This window comes from Bradyrhizobium algeriense (assembly GCF_036924595.1).
GTDB classification, from domain to species: domain Bacteria; phylum Pseudomonadota; class Alphaproteobacteria; order Rhizobiales; family Xanthobacteraceae; genus Bradyrhizobium; species Bradyrhizobium algeriense.
In genome coordinates, this window is sequence record NZ_JAZHRV010000001.1 from 429697 (window position 1) to 447113 (window position 17417).

Annotated in this window: 20 protein-coding genes and 1 tRNA gene; 9 read left to right on the forward strand and 12 right to left on the reverse strand. The window is 61.0% G+C overall.

Annotation, left to right across the window (positions count from 1 at the left end; genetic code table 11):
* Positions 1–161 precede the first annotated feature (161 nt).
* Entirely contained in the window at positions 162–968 is an 807-nt protein-coding gene (locus V1286_RS02110) for a lytic murein transglycosylase (RefSeq protein ID WP_334477266.1), read from the forward strand.
* 128 nt (positions 969–1096) lie between these two features.
* On the opposite strand, the gene V1286_RS02115 is transcribed toward V1286_RS02110, so the two are convergent.
* Positions 1097–1939 carry an SDR family NAD(P)-dependent oxidoreductase gene (locus V1286_RS02115; protein ID WP_334477267.1) on the reverse strand — a complete coding sequence of 281 codons (843 nt, stop codon included), beginning with the start codon at positions 1937–1939 and terminating at the stop codon, positions 1097–1099.
* A 167-nt stretch (positions 1940–2106) separates the two neighbouring features.
* Here V1286_RS02115 and V1286_RS02120 point away from each other — a divergent pair, with 167 nt between their 5' ends.
* From V1286_RS02120 to V1286_RS02135, 4 genes are all read left to right on the forward strand, one after another.
* A complete protein-coding gene (locus V1286_RS02120) occupies positions 2107–2520 on the forward strand; it encodes a response regulator (protein WP_334477269.1) in 414 nt (137 codons plus the stop codon).
* 58 nt (positions 2521–2578) lie between these two features.
* Positions 2579–3196, forward strand: coding sequence for a LysE family translocator (locus V1286_RS02125; protein WP_334477271.1), 618 nt, complete (start codon positions 2579–2581; stop codon positions 3194–3196).
* 647 nt (positions 3197–3843) lie between these two features.
* Positions 3844–5073 (forward strand): GGDEF domain-containing protein, encoded by a 1230-nt coding sequence (locus V1286_RS02130; RefSeq protein WP_334477273.1) that lies wholly within the window; start codon positions 3844–3846, stop codon positions 5071–5073.
* Between the two features lie 35 nt (positions 5074–5108).
* Positions 5109–5732, forward strand: a complete 624-nt coding sequence (locus tag V1286_RS02135) for a peptidoglycan recognition protein family protein (protein ID WP_334477274.1) — start codon at positions 5109–5111, stop codon at positions 5730–5732.
* Between the two features lie 250 nt (positions 5733–5982).
* Here V1286_RS02135 and rpoH read toward each other — a convergent pair whose 3' ends face one another.
* Complete coding sequence (rpoH, locus tag V1286_RS02140; RefSeq protein WP_334477275.1) at positions 5983–6882, reverse strand: RNA polymerase sigma factor RpoH; 900 nt, start codon at positions 6880–6882, stop codon at positions 5983–5985.
* Between the two features lie 215 nt (positions 6883–7097).
* Positions 7098–8126: an RluA family pseudouridine synthase gene (locus V1286_RS02145; RefSeq protein ID WP_334477276.1), complete on the reverse strand. Its 1029-nt coding sequence runs from the start codon at positions 8124–8126 to the stop codon at positions 7098–7100.
* Here V1286_RS02145 and V1286_RS02150 point away from each other — a divergent pair.
* Complete coding sequence (locus tag V1286_RS02150) at positions 8125–8463, forward strand: hypothetical protein (RefSeq protein ID WP_334477277.1); 339 nt, start codon at positions 8125–8127, stop codon at positions 8461–8463. The two genes, V1286_RS02145 and V1286_RS02150, sit on opposite strands and share 2 nt — an antisense overlap.
* Before the next feature lie 133 nt (positions 8464–8596).
* A tRNA-Glu gene (locus V1286_RS02155) sits at positions 8597–8671 on the forward strand.
* Positions 8672–8768: 97 nt separating this feature from the next.
* On the opposite strand, the gene V1286_RS02160 is transcribed toward V1286_RS02155, so the two are convergent.
* The 6 genes from V1286_RS02160 to V1286_RS02185 form a co-directional block, all read right to left on the reverse strand.
* On the reverse strand, positions 8769–9368 hold the full coding sequence (locus V1286_RS02160; protein ID WP_334477278.1) for an Abi-alpha family protein: 600 nt from the start codon (positions 9366–9368) through the stop codon (positions 8769–8771).
* Positions 9369–9463: 95 nt separating this feature from the next.
* A complete protein-coding gene (locus V1286_RS02165) occupies positions 9464–10165 on the reverse strand; it encodes a hypothetical protein (protein WP_334477279.1) in 702 nt (233 codons plus the stop codon).
* Positions 10166–10365: 200 nt separating this feature from the next.
* Positions 10366–10950 (reverse strand): hypothetical protein, encoded by a 585-nt coding sequence (locus V1286_RS02170; protein ID WP_334477280.1) that lies wholly within the window; start codon positions 10948–10950, stop codon positions 10366–10368.
* Between the two features lie 19 nt (positions 10951–10969).
* Positions 10970–11701, reverse strand: coding sequence for a hypothetical protein (locus tag V1286_RS02175; RefSeq protein ID WP_334477282.1), 732 nt, complete (start codon positions 11699–11701; stop codon positions 10970–10972).
* 13 nt (positions 11702–11714) lie between these two features.
* Complete coding sequence (locus V1286_RS02180) at positions 11715–12227, reverse strand: DUF488 domain-containing protein (protein ID WP_334415932.1); 513 nt, start codon at positions 12225–12227, stop codon at positions 11715–11717.
* Between the two features lie 415 nt (positions 12228–12642).
* Positions 12643–13821, reverse strand: coding sequence for a hypothetical protein (locus V1286_RS02185; protein ID WP_334477283.1), 1179 nt, complete (start codon positions 13819–13821; stop codon positions 12643–12645).
* A 208-nt stretch (positions 13822–14029) separates the two neighbouring features.
* On the opposite strand from V1286_RS02185, the gene V1286_RS02190 reads away from it, so the two are divergent.
* Positions 14030–14335: a type II toxin-antitoxin system RelE/ParE family toxin gene (locus V1286_RS02190; protein WP_334477284.1), complete on the forward strand. Its 306-nt coding sequence runs from the start codon at positions 14030–14032 to the stop codon at positions 14333–14335.
* A complete protein-coding gene (locus V1286_RS02195; RefSeq protein ID WP_334477285.1) occupies positions 14332–14715 on the forward strand; it encodes an addiction module antidote protein in 384 nt (127 codons plus the stop codon). Before V1286_RS02190 ends, V1286_RS02195 begins: the two co-directional genes overlap by 4 nt.
* A gap of 26 nt (positions 14716–14741) precedes the next feature.
* Here the strand turns inward: V1286_RS02195 and V1286_RS02200 are convergent, their stop codons facing one another.
* From V1286_RS02200 to V1286_RS02210, 3 genes are all read right to left on the reverse strand, one after another.
* Complete coding sequence (locus V1286_RS02200) at positions 14742–14978, reverse strand: HGGxSTG domain-containing protein (protein ID WP_334489498.1); 237 nt, start codon at positions 14976–14978, stop codon at positions 14742–14744.
* Between the two features lie 38 nt (positions 14979–15016).
* A complete protein-coding gene (locus tag V1286_RS02205) occupies positions 15017–15667 on the reverse strand; it encodes a hypothetical protein (protein WP_334477286.1) in 651 nt (216 codons plus the stop codon).
* Positions 15668–15964: 297 nt separating this feature from the next.
* Positions 15965–16873: a PaaI family thioesterase gene (locus tag V1286_RS02210; protein ID WP_334477287.1), complete on the reverse strand. Its 909-nt coding sequence runs from the start codon at positions 16871–16873 to the stop codon at positions 15965–15967.
* Between the last annotated feature and the right edge of the window lie 544 nt (positions 16874–17417).

Genomic DNA, 17417 nt, shown 5'->3' on the forward strand with positions numbered 1-17417 from the left:
ACCCATAACCACAGGCGGCAATTGTTGAAGCAAAGCCGTCAGCCAATCCGCTCTAACAACATCGGCCGCGGCGTATGGGTCCCCGCGTGCGCGGGGACGACGAGGTTTCGCACGCCGTTTTCCCATGGCATGATCGGCCCCAGAATGAACAAGGGATTCGCATGCGCATACTTCACTGGGCCATTTTTGTTGGCGCCGTCATCTGCTCCACCCCCACTTACGCCGCCCGCTGCGGCGGCGATTTCAACACCTTCGTGGCGGCGATGTCGCAGGAAGCCGCCGCGGCTGGCGTTTCGCAGGCCGTGATCAGCCAGGCGCTTTCGGGCGTCACGCAGGACCCGGCAGTGCTCGCCTTCGACCGGCGACAGCGCGGCACCTTCAACAAGACGTTCGAGCAGTATGTCTCCACCCGCGTCGGTCCCGGGCGCATCAACATCGGCCGGCAGATGCTGCAACGGCACGGCTCGCTGCTGGCGCGCATCGAGCAGAAGTTTGGCGTGCCGCCGGAAATCGTGGTCGCGATCTGGGGGCTGGAGTCCGATTACGGAAAGGGCGACATCGGCAAGATGCCGGTGATCCGCACGCTCGCTACCATGGCGCATGATTGCCGCCGCACCGAACTGTTCCAGGGCGAGTTGCTGGCGGCGCTGAAGATCGTGCAGCGCGGCGATCTCCCTTTGCGCGATTTGATCGGTGCCTTCGCCGGCGAAATCGGCCAGACGCAATTTCTGCCGTCGTCCTATATCAAATACGGCGTCGATTTCGACGGCAACGGTCACGTCGATTTGCGCCACAGCGTGCCCGATGTTCTGGCCTCCACCGCGAACCTGCTGCACACGAGCGGCTTCAAGGGCGGCGCACCGTACGGCGAGGGCACCGCGAATTTCGAAGCTATGCGCGAATGGAACAGGGCGACGATCTACCGCAAGACGATCGGGTATTTTGCCGACAGGCTGGTGGGGCGGTAAGAGCCTCGTCGCTTCCTTACTTCGTAGGGTGGGTAGAGCGGATCGAAACCCATCATCACGCGCACCGGCATTGATGGGTATCGCTTCGCTCCACCCATCCTACGAAGGGGCGCCATCCGCATGCCGACTCACTTCCCCTTCTCCTCCATCTTCCCAATCCGCTTCGCCAGCATCGCCCAGTACGTCGCCGGACGAAACCGTTGCAACAGATCCATGAACCACGCGTCGTTGCCGATCAGAATGCGTGGCTGGTTTTTCTCGATGCCGGTGATGATGCGCTGGGCTGCAACCGGCGGCGTGGTCTTGGCGATCGCATCAAACCGATCGATCGATTCGGCGCGGCGTGCATTGTCGGTGATGCCGGCGCCGGTGCGGGAGTTGCGCACGATGTTGGTCAGCACGCCGCCGGGATGCACCACCGACAGCTTCACCGGGCTGTTCGCGACAGCCAGTTCATGCCGCAGGCTTTCCGAAAAGCCCCGCACCGCGAACTTGGCCGCGCAATAGGCGGTCTGGCCGGGCGGGGCGATGATGCCGAAGATCGAGGAGACGTTGACGATATGCGCCTCCGGCTTGAGCGACAGATGCGGCAGGAACGCGCGCGTGCCGTGCACCACGCCCCAGAAATTGATGTTGATCAGCCATTCCATCTGCGCCTGGTCGACCTCGTTGAAGGCGCCAAGGAGTGCGACGCCGGCATTGTTGATGACGATGTTCAGCGAGGGGTGGGCGGCAATGGCCGCTTGCGCGAATTGCTGGATCTGGGCGGGCTCGCCGACATCGACGCGGTGGGTTGATACCTTGCGCGTGGCCACTTTGGCGATCTCGGCGGCCACCTGCTGCAGCCCGGCCTCGTCGCGGTCGGCGAGCGCCAGGTCGCAGCCGCGCGCGGCCAGTTCCAGCGCGAGCGCGCGGCCGATGCCGCTGGCGGCGCCGGTCACGGCGGCCGCGCTTCCGGATATTGCAGTCATTGGGATGGGCTCCATAAGGATCGAGAAAGAAGGCGGGTTCCGCAACTTTCGCAAATTGGAACTGAACAATAAAGCGCTTCGAGCCTTAACGTCGACTAGCCGACATAGTCGACTAGCCGACATAAAAGACGCCCTTAACCGGCACGATCATTTTCGAGGAGGCCACCATGGGACAATCAAAACCATATCGCGCGACGGCCCTCATCGTCGAAGACGATCCGATGCAACGGGATATGATTTGCCTGCTGCTGGAAGAGAGCGAGGTCGATGTCATCGAATGCGAGAGTGCGGAGGCTGCCGAGCTGGTGCTGGAGCGCGCCGCCGATAGCCTGGTCCTGATGATGACCGACGTGCAGCTTGCCGGCAACATGGACGGGGTCGAGCTCGCGCACATCGCCAGGAAGTACAATCCCGAGATGGGGGTGATCGTCACCTCAGGCAAACCGCTGCATCAGGAATTGCCCGATGGCGTCCAGTTCTGGTCCAAGCCGTGGGCGCCGCTCGACGTGATCCGCGAAGCGGAACGGATGGTGTATGAAAGGCGCCGCCACAACGAGGCCGAGCGGCGCCCGCGTTCGTAAGCAGCCGCGGGTGGTGCCCGTGCTTCCACGCCGGATGCCGCCGTGGTAATGGCAGGGCATGACGCTGTCGTTTCTGTTGACCTCGCTGATCGTAGTCGCCTCGCCCGGCACCGGCGTGCTCTATACGCTCGCGGTGGCGCTGACGCTGGGAGCGCGGCCGAGCCTTGCGGCGGCCTTCGGCTGCACGCTCGGCATCCTGCCGCACATGCTGGCCGCCATGCTCGGGCTTGCCGCGGTGCTGCATACCAGTGCCCTGGCGTTTGCCGCGCTGAAATGGTGCGGCGTGGTCTATCTGCTCTATATGGCCTGGCAGGCGTTGCGCGAGACAGGCGCGCTGTCGATCGACACGCGCCCGGCGGCGGCCACCCGCTCCAGCCGGCGCGTCATCGTGACCGCGATCCTGATCAACATCCTCAATCCGAAACTGTCGATCTTCTTCCTGGCCTTCCTGCCGCAGTTCATAGCCGTCGACGAGCCGCACCCGTTGGCGCGGATGCTGGAATTGAGCGCGGCCTTCATGGCGATGACGTTTGCGGTGTTCGCGGTCTATGGCCTGTTCGCAGCCTCGCTGCACGACCGCGTCATCACGCGCCCGAAGGTGATGGCCTGGCTGCGCCGGAGTTTTGCGGCGGGATTTGCCGCACTCGGCGCCAAGCTGGCGCTGGCGGAGCGCTGAAATTTTTCCGTGGCTCCATCCGGGCTACGCGTTCGCGTGTACCAAAACCAAAAAGGCGGGCCTGCGGCCCGCCATTCTCCAAATTGCACCCGGAGTTGGGAGCCCGGGCGGAGCTGAGCACTCCACCCGGGCCAAAATTCACTTCTTCTTCGACTTCTTGGCCTTCTTCGCCTTGGCCTTCTTCGCCTTCTTCGCTTTCTTAGCCATAGTATCCTCTCAAGGTTTTCATGGATTGAAACGCGACACCGAGGCATGCTTGGCGGAGGGCCAGCCTCGCAACATCCTCGATGACAATCCCAGCAGATTCGCAGGCCCATGCCGCGTGCTGTCATGGCGTTGTCATCACGTTATCCACAGTTGTTATGCATTTTGATGCGATTTTTTGCCGAAACGCGCCTCGTCACCGCCGTTCGCATCGCGCGCATCATGCTTAACGATGTCCCAATTTCGACGATCTTCATCAATTCAAAACCACGGTTTGGATTGGCCGGCGGCAGTCAGGGTCCGTTAAGCGTCGCGGATGCACCTTGTCCCGCAAGACGACGGGGCGAGACAACAACGATCGTCGTGGGAGAAAGCCCGAGGCGGAAGTCTTGAGCGGTCGTTAGGCAACTGGGGAGACGGGACGCGCGCGTCCCGGGGTCGCGATGCTGAGCGTTCCGACGCTTTGGACGGTGTTCGTCATCAATTTTCTCGCGCTGGGCCTGATCTGGGCCTACGTCATGCGCAGCTATCCGTCGTTCGAAGCCGCGCGGTTCTGGACCGGTTCGGCATTCGTTGCGGCGGCCGGCGCGGCAATGGCGATGCTGCGCGTGACTTTCCCGGATTCACTGGTGCCGCTGCTGTTTGCCGGCACCGCGTTGATCCTGGCGATCTGCCTGGCTGCGATGGGTATCCGCAAGTTCTTCGATCAACCGGTTTCCTGGCGCCTCACCGTGCTGGTCACCGGGCTTGGCGCAGCCGGATTGTGCTTTTTCACTTTCGTCTACGACAGCGTGCCCGCGCGCATGACCGTCTTCACGATCGCCCAGGCGCTGCCGATGGTGCTGAGCCTGAAGCTGTTGCTCGGCCGGCACGAGGGGCGCGTCAATCCGGGCGCGCGGCTCGCCGGCGTCGTCACCATTCTCATCATGGCCATTTTCGTCGCCAGGTGGATCGGCGCGGTGACCAGCGCGGGCGGCGGATTCTCCTATATGCATTTCAACCCGGTGCAATCGGTCGTCATCCTGGTGCTGGTGTTCCTGTCGATGTCGCTGAATTTCGGCTTCCTGCTGATGGCGATGGACCGCCTGCGCAACGAGGTCGCGGATCTCGCGCTGCTCGACGATCTCACCGGCGTCGGCAACCGCCGCTATCTGCTGCAGCGCCTCACGGAGGAATGCACGCGCTCCGAACGCTCAGGTCAGCCGTTCGCGCTGCTGGTGATCGATCTCGACGGCTTCAAGGGCATCAACGATACCCACGGCCATGCCGCCGGCGATGCCTGCCTGCAGCATTTCACCCTGATGGCGCAAACACGCCTGCGGCCCGGCGACATGCTGGCGCGGACCGGCGGCGACGAGTTCTGCATCGTGCTGCCGTCCTCGACGCTGCGCGAAGGCGCCATGATCGCGCGCCGCGTGCTGGAGGTCTGCCGTGCGGACGCCGAGCAATGCGCCGGCAACGACATTCCGATCGCGGTCTCGATCGGCGTCGCGCAATGGGCCCGCGAGATGGGCGCTTATCCCGACCGCCTGATTGCGGCCGCCGACCATGCGCTGTACGACGCCAAGAAGGCCGGCCGCAACGGCTTTGCGACCTACGACCCGGCGCCGCCACTGGCGCCCGAACCCGCAACGTCGGGAATAGCGGATATCGGCCTGCGCCAGCGGGCCTGAGACGTGCTACTCAGGTCCGTCACTGGACCTCGATCATGAATTTTCGTCTCGTCGCGGCCGCACTGTTCACCTTCCAGTTTCCCGCTTGCGCCGCCGCGCAAACGCCCGACCTCGCCGCGATCGCGCGCGCGTCCGGCACACCCGATATTCCCGGGTTGAAGGTGGTCTGGCTCGCGCCGTGGGGCGACCTCGCGAAATCTCATCCCTGGCGCAACATCATCGTGCACCAGACCGAAGGGCCGGCAGGCTCCGCGCGCGGCGGCGCGCAGGCGCAGTCGAAGAACCCGACCCGGCGCGGCGTCATGGTCTGGGTCGAAACCGACGGCACGGTGTACTGGGCGGTCGCCGAACATCTCGTTCCGACCCATGGCGACGGCGCCAACCGCAACGACAACAAGTATATCGACAACGGCCCGACCTATCGCCAGGTCGTCGGCAACAATTCGATCGGCGTCGAATTCGCCGGCAATTTTCCCGACGTGACGCGCGGTCCGACCGAGGCGCAGGTCGCGGCGTGGCGAATTCTGGTGAAGGTGTTGCGCGCGCGTTACGGCATTCCGCTCGATCGCGTCTACGCGCATAACTGGATCGACTACAAGGACGCCCGCTATTGCGAAGGCTGCGTGCTGGCGAAGCTGGCGCGGGAGTGGGGGGAGTAGGGGCGGCTGTCGCGCTTGGCTGAACACTCAAGCAGCACATTCGCTGTCGTCGCCCGGCTTGTCCGGGCGATCCAGTATTCCAGAGACCGTAGTTATTGCGCGTCGTTTCACGCCGCGGCGTACTGGGTCACCCGCTTTCGCGGAGGACGACAGCGGAGGTGCTGAGACAGCTTCCGGCAAAACGAAAGCCAAAAAACAAAAAGCCGGCGTTGCCGCCGGCTTTCGTTTACCTGTTAGCTTGACCGCGCGATCAGAGCGCGGCTTCGAGCGCTTCGGCTTCCTGCCGGGCAATCGTGCCCTTGACGGCCGACTGCACCTTTTCGAAAGCGCGGACCTCGATCTGCCGCACGCGTTCGCGCGAGACGCCGAATTCGGCGGCGAGGTCTTCCAGTGTCATCGGCTCTTCCGCCAGACGCCGCGCCTCGAAGATGCGGCGTTCGCGCGGGTTGAGCACGCCGATGGCGCCGTTCAGCGCCTGTCGGCGGTGATCGAACTCCTCGTGCTCGGCCATCACGGCTTCCTGGTTGGGCGAGTTATCGACCAGCCAGTCCTGCCATTCGCCGGCTTCACCGTCGTCGCGGATCGGCGCGTTGAGCGACGCGTCGCCGCCGAGGCGGCGGTTCATGTCGACCACGTCCTGATCCGTCACGCCGAGGCGCTTGGCAATCAACTTCACCTGGTCGGGGCGGAGATCGCCCTCGTCCAGCGCGGAGATCTTGCTCTTCGCCTTGCGCAGGTTGAAGAAGAGCTTCTTCTGGTTCGCGGTGGTTCCCATTTTCACGAGTGACCAGGAACGCAGAATGTACTCTTGTATCGACGCCTTGATCCACCACATGGCGTAGGTAGCGAGACGAAAACCCTTCTCGGGCTCGAACCGCTTGACCGCCTGCATCAGGCCGACATTGCCTTCCGAGACGACCTCGGAAATCGGCAAGCCGTAGCCGCGATAGCCCATGGCGATCTTGGCCACGAGCCGGAGATGGCTGGTGACAAGGTGATGTGCCGCGTCGCGATCGTCATGTTCGCGCCAACGCTTGGCGAACATGTATTCCTGCTGGGGCTCCAGCATCGGGAATTTGCGGATCTCGGCGAGGTATCTGGAAAGGCCGGATTCTCCATTGAGAACCGGCAACGTAGCTGTACGGGCCATTTGAGCGCCCTCCAGTGGTTCAGGCCCCCGATAGCGGCGGGCCCGGCAGGTGATCGCTGTGTTAAAGCCGACCAGGCTGCGATGTTCCGCGCTGGATATTCAGCGCAGGTGCAACATACCCGAAAACGAACAAATAGGGAAGGAATACTGACGTCACGTCACCGTGTGGCAGCTATAACCTGTTGGTATAGCTTATCTTTTCAGAATGGCCTGCGTCATAGCGCCGCTTCCAGCGCCCGTTGCAGGAGGAGCAAATCCTCCGGCAGGGCCGCCTCCCAATGCAAAAATTCCCCGGTTCGGGGGTGTTCCAGGGCGAGCAGGTAGGCGTGCAGCGCCTGCCGGCCGAGGGCGGTGAGTGCATCCTTACCTTGGATACCGAGCTGCCCGGCCTTGGTCTTGAAGTGCGGGCCATAGACGGCATCGCCCATCAGGGGGTGGCCGATATGGGCGAGGTGCACCCGGATCTGATGGGTCCGCCCGGTCTCGAGCTGGCAGGCCAAAAGCGAGGCGACCGGCTTGCCGTCGCGCCCCTGATACGCCGCCTGCAATTCCCAGTGCGTGACCGCCTCGCGTCCGCCCGGGCGCACCGCCATCTTTTCACGGGCATAAGGATGCCGGTCGATCGGCGCGTCGACCGTGCCGCGCTGGCGGTTGGGCACGCCCCAGATGAAGGCCATGTAGCCGCGTTGCATCGGGCCAGTGCGGCCGTGATCGGCGAATTGCGCGGTCAGCGATTGATGCGCCTGGTCGTTCTTGGCGATCACCATCAGCCCGGTGGTGTCCTTGTCGAGCCGGTGCACGATGCCCGGCCGGCGGACGCCGCCGATGCCGGAAAGGCTGGCGCCGCAATGGGCGATCAGCGCGTTGACCAGCGTGCCGCTCTCGTGGCCGGCGGCCGGATGCACGACCAGCCCCTTCGGCTTGTCGATGACGATGATGTCGTCGTCCTCATGGACGATATCGAGCGCGATATCCTCGCCCAACGGCTCCGGCGCCACCGCTTCGGGCACGTCGATTGTGATCGTATCGCCGGCAGTGACATGATAAGCGGGGTCGCGGATGGGGGCGCCTTTGGCGGTAACGGAACCGGCCAGAATCAGCGCCTTCAGCCGCGAACGCGACAGTTCCGGGCGGAGCACCGCGAGCACGCGGTCGAGGCGGGGCGATCCCTCGTCGCCGCCGACGGTAACCTCCAGCCTTTGACCGCCGTTAGATGAGCCTTGTTCCAAAGCAGAGCCTTGCATGACCGATACCGTTGCGCCCGAACCAACCCCCGAACAGGCCGCGCTGATCGCGCGGGTGCGGCGGATGATGCTGATCGCGGGCCTGACCTCGGCGCTTGCGGTGGCCGTGGTCCTGATCGCCGTCGGGTACCGTCTTTACCGTGGCGAGGGAAGCCCCGCGGCCGCCGCGACCGACATTATCGCGACCCTGCCCAAGGGCGCCCGCATCATCTCGACGGCGGTCGCCGGCGAGCGGCTGGTGCTGACGCTGGATATAGCCGGAGTGACCGAAATCCGCACCTTCGACGCCAAGACGCTGAAACCGGCCGGAAAGCTGAAATTCGTCAGCGAGCCCTGAGGCCAGCGCGATCGGCCCAAAAATGCCCCGGGCCGGGGTCGAGGACGCCAGGCAACAGATTTACCCAACCGTGCGAGGGCCTTCAGACTTGCCTTGCCCACCGCACATTTCGCGGCTATTCCCTGAGGCCAACGCTCCCTTCGTCTAGCGGTTAGGACGCGGCCCTCTCAAGGCTGAAACAGGGGTTCGATTCCCCTAGGGAGCGCCAAATCTTTATTCTGGTCCCGATCTGATTGAGGTTTTTTCAGAATTGACCCACTCTCAATGGTGGGACACCGAGTGTTCGGTTTGATTTCTACCCTGCTTCATCGGACGGCCCTAAGGAACTCTTTTCCCAATGGGTAAAGCGTCCATCGGCCAGCGTCGCCAACCAGACCAAGACTCAGCAAGTTAGACGCAGAAATTTGTATTTCGTCGCTGTTGAGGCCTAGCTTAACCAGGGTTTGACGGACATCGGGGTCAAGAAAGCCTGCGCCAGCTGTCAGTGCATTGAGAGTTTTGACATCGAGGGGATCGAGTTGTTTAGCGATCTCGATGAACCTAAGTCGGAATGCTGTCCTACGAGAGGGGTCGGCCGCAGCCTCAAGGAGGCCGGCCCAGATCTCCTGTAGTTCATCCCGGTCCTCGTCTGCAGCAGCGGTCAACATCGGAAGCAACAACGGAAGCGCGGGAGGCTCAGTTTTTATTTGTCGCTGCTCCAATCTCTTTTTTGCTCTTTCAATGATTTTTGCGAGGTTTTCAGCGCGCCTCACCTTTAGGTAATCACCACCAAGGAGACCAACGACATCGGCTGGCACAGTGCCTAATGTATCGCGCAAGAAGCCGCCGAATTCTTGGAGAGTTTTCAAGGCCTCTTGGATAGCCTTTGCTTGCTCATCCGAAATTGGAATTAGTTCTCCACTCATCGGCATCACCTCAAAGCATTACCATCGGCTAGTCGGCAAACACAGCGACATCGGGGCGATGGTCCATCACGCGCCCATGCGGGCTATTCCCTGGGTTATAAGGGAAGTTTCAGGCGAGCAAGTGTTTCGAAATTGTTCGCCGTGGTTACGACTCCCTTTGCAAGCGTGTTCATCTGCTCGATAGCGGCCCTGGTCTGGGGTTGTATTCCTTCTCGCAGGTCCAGATCGGTGAGCGGCGTGCCGATCTCGGGATTGTTGTAATCAGGGAAAATCCGGTTGGTGATGACATTACAGAGTCCGCGAGATGCTCCAATAACGTTTGACAGTGAGTCTTGAAGTTCTGAGTCCAAGAATTCGTAATGGGCGCCACGCCACTCATAAGCGATGAGTTCGAGGGGATTTAGAATGGAGACACGATAGGGGAGTCTAAAACTGTGGTCTGTGAGAAATGCGATAAGCTCTGGTGTCATTAATGCTCGATAGTCAGCCAGCAGCTTCACGTCATGCGGGTTGCCCCGGGGCGGTTCTTGTATCGCGGGCCGCTCGGGAATCACGCGTTGGAGAATTAGTAACGAAATGCCGAGCACTATGAGAACCAGGCTAAGCCAAGCTGGAGTATCGGGAATTGTAATGCTGACGCCGAAGAGCTTGGCAAAGGGTGGTACTACGTATTGAGTGATGCTTGTGATCGAGAGGACGCCGCCAGCGATCAGAATTAGCGCTCCCTTCCCCCAAGCGGTGCCGATCCAAACGCGGAAAAGCTTTTCGCAGAAGTCGAAAAAAGACCTAAAGTCCATGTTATCCCCCAATGCAGTCGTGCGATTTGGCGGCAACTTTGGGTAGAAATCAACCTTTTAGCGAGGTGTCTAGGCAGCCACTTCATTCAGCGCGCTTTTGACACACGGCTAAAGAAGGCGAGGTATTAAGTTCGGGCGGCTCCTAACCCGGGAGAAAACGGTACCCTCCACCGCGGTAAGCGGACTACTGGCTGACGCTATCATTGGAATTGCAGAATGTCGCGGACCCGCGTCTCCTGATCCTCCTTTACCAAGACTGGTAAGAGGGCCGTCCCTTTTGCTCGAGCGACTGCCAGGCGGTGGTTGCCGCCACCAATGGTCAGTCGTCCGTCGCTCGTGGGAATGATCAACGGAGGTGTCATTCGGCCGCCCTCGTGCCAATGAACTATTGCACGCGCCGCTTTATCCGGAGATCCGACGGTCCAAACCTCTTCTGCAGTCCGATGCCAGTGCGGAGTGAGCGCAGCATCGATGGCAGCCAATGAAACGTCCGGAATCAGGACGAGCTCGTCCGCATTCACCTGGTCCGGATTGGCTCCGTCATACACGCGGTAAAAGCTTCTCTGGTCTAAGTCCCAGCGCACATCGAACGCTGGCCAGGTTTCCAAGGGTTGTCCCTCAATAGCGTCAGCCGCTTTCCTAACCCTGGCGCGCTCTTTGAAATGTGCTCTTGCCTCTTCGTGCGTGCAGCCGCTTAGCGACATATGAAGCAGTTCTTCCGACGAAATCGGCCCATCTGCTATTGCAGCGAAGAGGGAATTTGGATCGCTGAACTTGCTGGTCACGAAGGCTCTCTATCACACGCTAGAACATGGACGCTTGGCTGATATCGTCTTGTCGGACCACACCATTGATGAGCCAGGTATCTTGGTGAAGTGAATGTGTTCCCATCGCCAGAAGCATGCCCCTTGCTGGATAGTCGCGACCAAACACCTGCTCCATGTCGGCCAAGGCTCCCTGCTCGCCATACTCTCTCGACCAATTGTGATAGGTCGCTTCGATTTCCCAATCCTGGCACGTCCCTTCACGAACGCCGTCGTCTGTTCGATAGCGGTATTTGAAATTGTACGGACACGGATTGTAGTTGTTCGTTACCTGTTTTGCGAACAGATCGTCCTGGGCGCGGATCGAATCGAACAATTCCTTTTCTGCCTTTATTTCTTCGACGTCCTTTTTCTCGACCTTGAATGCAAGGATTTCCGGCTTCAATAGTGCGAAGCTCCTGCCGAGCTCACGCTCGCGCACGAGGCTCGTCACAATTGCCTTGGCGAGAAAGGCGGGTCGCTCCGACTTTCTGAGCTTACCGACAATCTCAATGGACTGCTGATCTACTCGCCGGCTCTCAGTGCGTTTGTCGTCGTTGGGAAGGCGCCAGTCGAATTTAATTCGATCCCAACGTCCGAACTTCTTCGACTGCTCCAGCGTTCGGAAGGATACGGGGTAAAGCCTGAGCCAATTCCCATACAGGTCAATGCCGGCGCAACAAACCGTCTCACCGTGGCGGCGGCCGACTTGCGGCGCCGCCTTTACGATCACTATGGCTTCGGTGCTACCCGATGTAGGCGGGTGTCCTGTCATTAGAACAAATACCACCTCTTGAAGTGGTCCGGGCAACTAGCGGTGTAGCGGTCAAATGTACCAGACTGAATTTCGCGCGCTGCGCCATCGACTCGGCAACGATGCAGCGGTGGCAATTAGTATGATCCCGTTCGAAGCAAAGCAAACACGAAATGGATTCTGAAGCGGCCGCCACCGCCTCGGATAAGGCTTGCTGCGCCGCAGTGGTCATCATGTGCGCGCTGAATATTCGCCGAAAGTCTGAGAACCGGCCTTCCCGGGCGGCGATACGACCCGGTTTTGGATCGCCGAGTGCCTTCAAGTGGAGGTATCGGATCCCGACTTCGTCAAGCCCTCTTGCAAGAGCGGACTTCGAAAATCCTGGCTTGCGGGAGATCGGGACGTCCCGAACATCGATTAGGAGCGTCACACCACTTTTCTGAAGGGTTGCAAATAAGTCCGCCGGATTGCTACCCTCATATCCAGTCGTGAAAAGCTTCGTCATGTGCATGCGCTCCTGCGGTGCTTCCACCATGTTCGGCAAAGGTTGACAACCCGTAAGGATAGCGTCACCGGCCCTTATTTTGACATGGACTGCGAAACCAACTCACTTCATCTCCTCCAGCAACTTCTTAATTGGGGTGACAGTGCACGAAAATGCACCGCCCCGCCGAGACCATCGCGCGTCGTTGGCTGCAGACGGCCTATGAGAAGATGACGGCGAAGAGGGCCAAGGGTTGACGTCAGCGAGGCGCAGCCCGCGATTGCTGACGAACGTCGCGGGACAAGCAGCCTCACGCATGGCAAAAACGGCAACTGTCCCTTAGAGCATGATCCGGAAAAGTGGAAGCCGGTTTTCCCTCGCGACGTCAGTGGAACGCGTTGCGCGGAGATCATGCTCAAACAAAAGATGAGCAAAGCTATTGAGCCGCCGTCACCCGCAACGATTTCCTCAGAGCCCGTTGGGGGCTCGATTCCGGATCCGCGATCGGGCGGCGGTAGGTCGCGACGCGGCGCAGCCAGCCGACCTCGAAGACACGGTTGGATGGAAGGTTGCGAACCCTCTGCTGCAGGACGAACTGCGCCGCATCGGCGAATTCGGCGCGCACGGCCTTCGGATCGCCGGTCACGCCGTTCATCTTGAGCAGCACCTGCTTGAGACCCCAACCCTGCCGCCGCCCGGTCTCCCTGTTCATGGCGGCTTCGTTCGGGTTGGTGCCCTCGCCCTTGAAGTTGATGTAGTCGATCAGCGGATAAAAATTCTCGGAGGCGCGAATGACGCGCGTGAACTGGATGACGATATGTTCGCGCTCCGTGCCGTCGGGCGTCGTCTTGAGGATCTTCTCCATCGCACCTTGCGCCCGCGCCACCATGAATTGCGTCTGCTCCGGCACGGTGTCGAGTAGAAACTGCCTCAACTCTTTCATCTGCGGTGAGTTGGCGTTCCTCCTGAACTCGGCCCGGCTTGTCCACGGGTTCGCCGGAATTTGCGTCTGGTCCAGCCAGGCGGGCAAACGCACGTTCTTCTTGCGCATGAATTCGAGCAGGGCCGGAAAGCTCTCCTCGAAAGGCAGCCATTTGCCGACAGGAAACCAGATGAAATGACCGATGCCTAAGGAAGCGAATTCCTCGTTCGCACTCCATGCCGTGATCGCATCAGGTTTTCCGCCTGTTTCATTCAGCCAGATCTTCTGGCCGATCTTCTTCGCCAGATCGCCCGGCAAGACGAGCTGTGGTACAGGTAAATCCTTGGCCTCGGGGCTCGATTTCCGTGCTTCCGGCATTTGAACGGCAGCTTCCGGCGCTGGCTTCTGCACCTCGGGCTGTCGCAGGACTGTTTCGGGTTCCGACTTCTGCGTGCGGGATGGTTGCGCGACGCCAGGCCCACCCTGCTCCTGTGCGTTATCAGCGACGCGCGTCTGGGCCGGCGCGGCTGTTTCCGCCAATGCCGTTTGCGTCGCCATGCCAGCGACGATGACACATGAGAGCAGCAATGAGCCGCAAGCAAGCACCTTCGCGCTGTACTGTCCGGCTTTCGCTTGCCGTGCCGTTCTCCTGCTGCTACCCGCGCGCCAGCGGCCAATGAAATCACCGCCCATGTCCATGTTTCCGAAGGCTAGCCTGACGGGAAGGGTCGTGCGAGCGAACAACACGATGCGTATGGCGAAATCGTGGGGTCATAGTGGCGGCCCGGTGCCGGCGCCACATGGGCGACAATCCTGCGCATCGCGCCGACGAGGGGGGCGAGAAAGCGGTCCCTACGCGGCTTCTTCTTGACAAACTGTATCCAGTTAGATACATTTGGCCATGAACACGCTCATTCGGTCATCCGTCTTTTCCGATTGGCTGAATAGCTTGAAAGATCAGAAGGCCAAGGCGCGGATACTGCACCGGTTGTCGCAAGCCTCCCTGGGCAATTTCGGGGATTGCGAGCCGGTAGGCGAAGGCGTCTCGGAAATGCGTATCCACCATGGTCCGGGATTCCGTGTCTATTTCGTGCGTGATGGTGCCGCCGTCTATGTGCTGCTTTGCGGTGGCGACAAGTCCAGCCAGCGCCGCGATATCGCCAAGGCAAAGCGCATGGCGAGGGAATTGAAGGAGAGCGGGCGATGAAGAAGGCCAAAGCCAAGGGAAACGTAAAGGAAAACGTCAAGGCAAACGCGAACGCAAAGGTCACTTACGCGCCATTCGAGGTCGCTGACTATCTCGATAGTGAGGAAGCGATTGCGGAATATCTTTCGCTCGCAGCCCGCGACGAAAACCCCGGCGTATTGCTCAAGGCGCTTGGTGACGTGGCCAAGGCGCGCGGCATGGCCGAGGTCGCGAAGGCGTCCGGTCTCGGCCGCGAAAGCCTCTACAAGACGCTGGCACCGGGTGCCAAGCCGCGTTTCGAAACGATTGCCACCATCATGCGGGCGCTGAATGTCGGGTTTTCAATCGAAAGCAGGTTGCCAGTGCGAGCGAAGAAGGCCCGCAAGTTGAAAGCGGCGTAGGTGGCCAGCGAGGCTGCGAAACCCACTCACTTCATCTCCCCCAGCAGCTTCCGCGTTTCACCCAACAAAGCCCGAATCTGCCTTCGCTCGGCGATCGCATCCCTGGTGAACAGGCCGTGCTTGCGCGCGTTCTGGTTTGCTCTTGGCGCGCCGGACCCCTGTGCTCCGCCATGCATGCGGCAGCGCTTCCTGCCGTGCACCGCCGGCGAACGGCACGCGCCACTGGCGCGGGTTTTGGCGCCACAACGCGGGCTCGCCAGCATCGGGCCGGTGTTTTTGATGTGATCGCTCACGCCTGTGCTTACCGCTTGGCGTCAGCGGAATCGCGCCTTCGCCTGGAGCCCGAGCCCTTCGGCGCCTTCCGCGCTTCGGATGCCGGGTCCTTGTCCGATACGATCACGCGCGCATGCTGCGTGACGTTGCCGACAATGGCCTTGCCGCCATCGCCCACCGACACGTTCTGCACGGTGATGGCAGGCTCGCCATGGCTCCGGTAGCGGTTGAGCGCCTCGATCTGGGCGGGAAACGTGCGGGCGAGCCTGCCCAATGCGCGGGCGGCGCTGTCGTGCTGGGCGAGATCGTCCGCATTCGCAAGGTGATGGGCACATCGCATCGCCATCACATGAACGGAAACCATCTGCGCCACCAGCATGGCTTCGATGGAATCCCGGGGCTTGATGCTCTTCACCATCGAAATCATGAAGGAGAGGTTGACCTCGTCAGGACTCTCGCCGCTCACGCTGGCCTTTACCAATTGCCTGATAATGCCATGCATCGCTTCGCGATCGGCAACCCCCAGGGTGTCAGCCATCAGCCGTTCGCCGAGCTCCTGATCGGGATGGTCGATGGCGAAGCCGTGCGACTGAAGCTTTATTCGCGGGGCTGCGGCAGCTTTGGTCTGGTCAGTTGCGGCGATCGCCGCTGGCATCGCGAGGTCCGGAGCGGTGTTCATGTCGAGATTCCTTGAGGAATGCGCGCGGGGCAAGCGCGCGGTTCGGCCACGCGCAGGCGATCGTTCGCCGCGGTGATCCCTGCAGTTTCAATGGTGGGTGAGGATTTGAGCCGCAATCGCACCGACCAGCCCGCTATTGCGGAGCGACGGGGATTTCAGAGGTTGCGGGATGATGAAGGAATGCCGCTGATTTGCCCGACGTGTCAAGTTGCTTCTTCGAATGACGGCGGCCGGCTGCTACTTTGCATGAGGTTGTTTTCGATATTTTGGGAGTGTGCATGTCGGAAGCGCAGCTTCCTATTCCTTCTTCCCGGACTGCCTCAGCTTGAAATGCCCGAACGCGGTAGCGATCGGCTTCGCCGCATCCTCCTGCCAGGCCTGCGCCTGGAAGGCGACGATGCGCTGGCCCTGTCGGACGATTGAAACATTCGCAAAGCTGTCCAGCGCACGTCCCGAACGCAAATAGTTGATGGTCAGCCCGATCGGCTTTGGCGGCGTTGCAATGCCGAGTTCGCGCGCCACACCGACAATCGCAGTCGTTTCCAGGAAGGCACCGGTGATGCCGCCGTGGATGGCGGGCAGCACCGGATTGCCGATGATCTTCGGCGAGAAAGGCATGCGCAGCGCGCCGTCTTCAGTGGGGCGGATGCCGAGGCAGCGGGCAAACGGGCTTTTGGCGAATGGGCCTGAGTTATCTTCGGGCGCGTCAAGGACCGGCACCTCATGCGCTTCCCAGTCCTGCAGCATGTTCGTGCGGTTGGCGCCGATCATGAAGCACGCGGCGGCGGTCGCGACAGGATCCTGCTCGGTTTCCTGATAGGCGGTCGAGCGCACGAAGGCGATGGAACGCGTGACGTGGTAGCAGATCGAATGCGCTTTGATATCGAGACCGGGTTTGGCCGGCTTCTGGTAGTCGATGCGCAGATCAAGCGTCGCGATCGCGCGGTTGCCGTCGAGCGCCAGCTGCACCGCCATGCCGCAACTCTCGTCGAGCATGGCGGTGACCACGCCGCCGTGGATCACGCCGGTTTCCGTGTCGCCGGCGAAGACGGATTGGTAGGGCAGGCTGGACCAGGCCTCGCCGCGCTCGGCACGATCGATGCGAAGTCCGCTGGCGCGGCCATAGAGAGACCGGCGTTCCGCGATCGCCTTCGCCAGTTTGTCGAACGGCAGCGGCTGCCCCTCATCTGTCGAGATTTCAGACATGCTGGCGGTTTAGCATGCCGCCGGGATGAATTGTGCAGCAATATGCATCAGGTGCCGGCATCTCCGGAGGTGGTTGTCGGTCCGAGGATCTGCCTCTATTTAACCCGACCTTCGAAAATTCTTGATTGCAGGTTGGGGGCACTAAGACCGCAAAACGTCTTGAATGCGATCATCACCCCTGGATGTATCGCGACCCGCTACCGTCGCTTGGCTTGAGGCCGGCCTCGATGATCTTTCGATGCACTCAATGTCTTCTCGTAATTTCTTCAGCTCGAAATACGCTTTGACGAAGTTGAAATCAGCTGAAGTAGCCGTAGCGGGACGTTTGCGCATTTCAATCCCTCCGCTCTCTCCAAGAATCTATAGATCGTAGCGTGTGCGCTCGAAAAACGGAGCGTGCGGACTCGTAGAGGTCAAACCACGTAGCCCTCGACGAGCCCGCAACCACCGCGCCGCTTTGGTGGCCCCCCGTCGTGCACACTTGCTGATGGTTTGCGCAGAGTCTGTAGCGCCGCGAGCACAACAACACTGAACTCGCGAATGT

Excerpts from the sequence above, each read along its gene's own strand:
- V1286_RS02110 (WP_334477266.1), top strand. The coding sequence starts at position 162 with ATGCGCATACTTCACTGGGCCATTTTTGTTGGCGCCGTCATCTGCTCC.
- V1286_RS02115 (WP_334477267.1), bottom strand. The coding sequence starts at position 1,939 with ATGACTGCAATATCCGGAAGCGCGGCCGCCGTGACCGGCGCCGCCAGC.
- V1286_RS02120 (WP_334477269.1), top strand. The coding sequence starts at position 2,107 with ATGGGACAATCAAAACCATATCGCGCGACGGCCCTCATCGTCGAAGAC.
- V1286_RS02125 (WP_334477271.1), top strand. The coding sequence starts at position 2,579 with ATGACGCTGTCGTTTCTGTTGACCTCGCTGATCGTAGTCGCCTCGCCC.
- V1286_RS02130 (WP_334477273.1), top strand. The coding sequence starts at position 3,844 with ATGCTGAGCGTTCCGACGCTTTGGACGGTGTTCGTCATCAATTTTCTC.
- V1286_RS02135 (WP_334477274.1), top strand. The coding sequence starts at position 5,109 with ATGAATTTTCGTCTCGTCGCGGCCGCACTGTTCACCTTCCAGTTTCCC.
- rpoH (WP_334477275.1), bottom strand. The coding sequence starts at position 6,882 with ATGGCCCGTACAGCTACGTTGCCGGTTCTCAATGGAGAATCCGGCCTT.
- V1286_RS02150 (WP_334477277.1), top strand. The coding sequence starts at position 8,125 with ATGACCGATACCGTTGCGCCCGAACCAACCCCCGAACAGGCCGCGCTG.
- V1286_RS02145 (WP_334477276.1), bottom strand. The coding sequence starts at position 8,126 with ATGCAAGGCTCTGCTTTGGAACAAGGCTCATCTAACGGCGGTCAAAGG.
- V1286_RS02160 (WP_334477278.1), bottom strand. The coding sequence starts at position 9,368 with ATGAGTGGAGAACTAATTCCAATTTCGGATGAGCAAGCAAAGGCTATC.
- V1286_RS02165 (WP_334477279.1), bottom strand. The coding sequence starts at position 10,165 with ATGGACTTTAGGTCTTTTTTCGACTTCTGCGAAAAGCTTTTCCGCGTT.
- V1286_RS02180 (WP_334415932.1), bottom strand. The coding sequence starts at position 12,227 with ATGACGAAGCTTTTCACGACTGGATATGAGGGTAGCAATCCGGCGGAC.
- V1286_RS02185 (WP_334477283.1), bottom strand. The coding sequence starts at position 13,821 with ATGGGCGGTGATTTCATTGGCCGCTGGCGCGCGGGTAGCAGCAGGAGA.
- V1286_RS02190 (WP_334477284.1), top strand. The coding sequence starts at position 14,030 with ATGAACACGCTCATTCGGTCATCCGTCTTTTCCGATTGGCTGAATAGC.
- V1286_RS02195 (WP_334477285.1), top strand. The coding sequence starts at position 14,332 with ATGAAGAAGGCCAAAGCCAAGGGAAACGTAAAGGAAAACGTCAAGGCA.
- V1286_RS02200 (WP_334489498.1), bottom strand. The coding sequence starts at position 14,978 with ATGCTGGCGAGCCCGCGTTGTGGCGCCAAAACCCGCGCCAGTGGCGCG.
- V1286_RS02205 (WP_334477286.1), bottom strand. The coding sequence starts at position 15,667 with ATGAACACCGCTCCGGACCTCGCGATGCCAGCGGCGATCGCCGCAACT.
- V1286_RS02210 (WP_334477287.1), bottom strand. The coding sequence starts at position 16,873 with ATGTCTGAAATCTCGACAGATGAGGGGCAGCCGCTGCCGTTCGACAAA.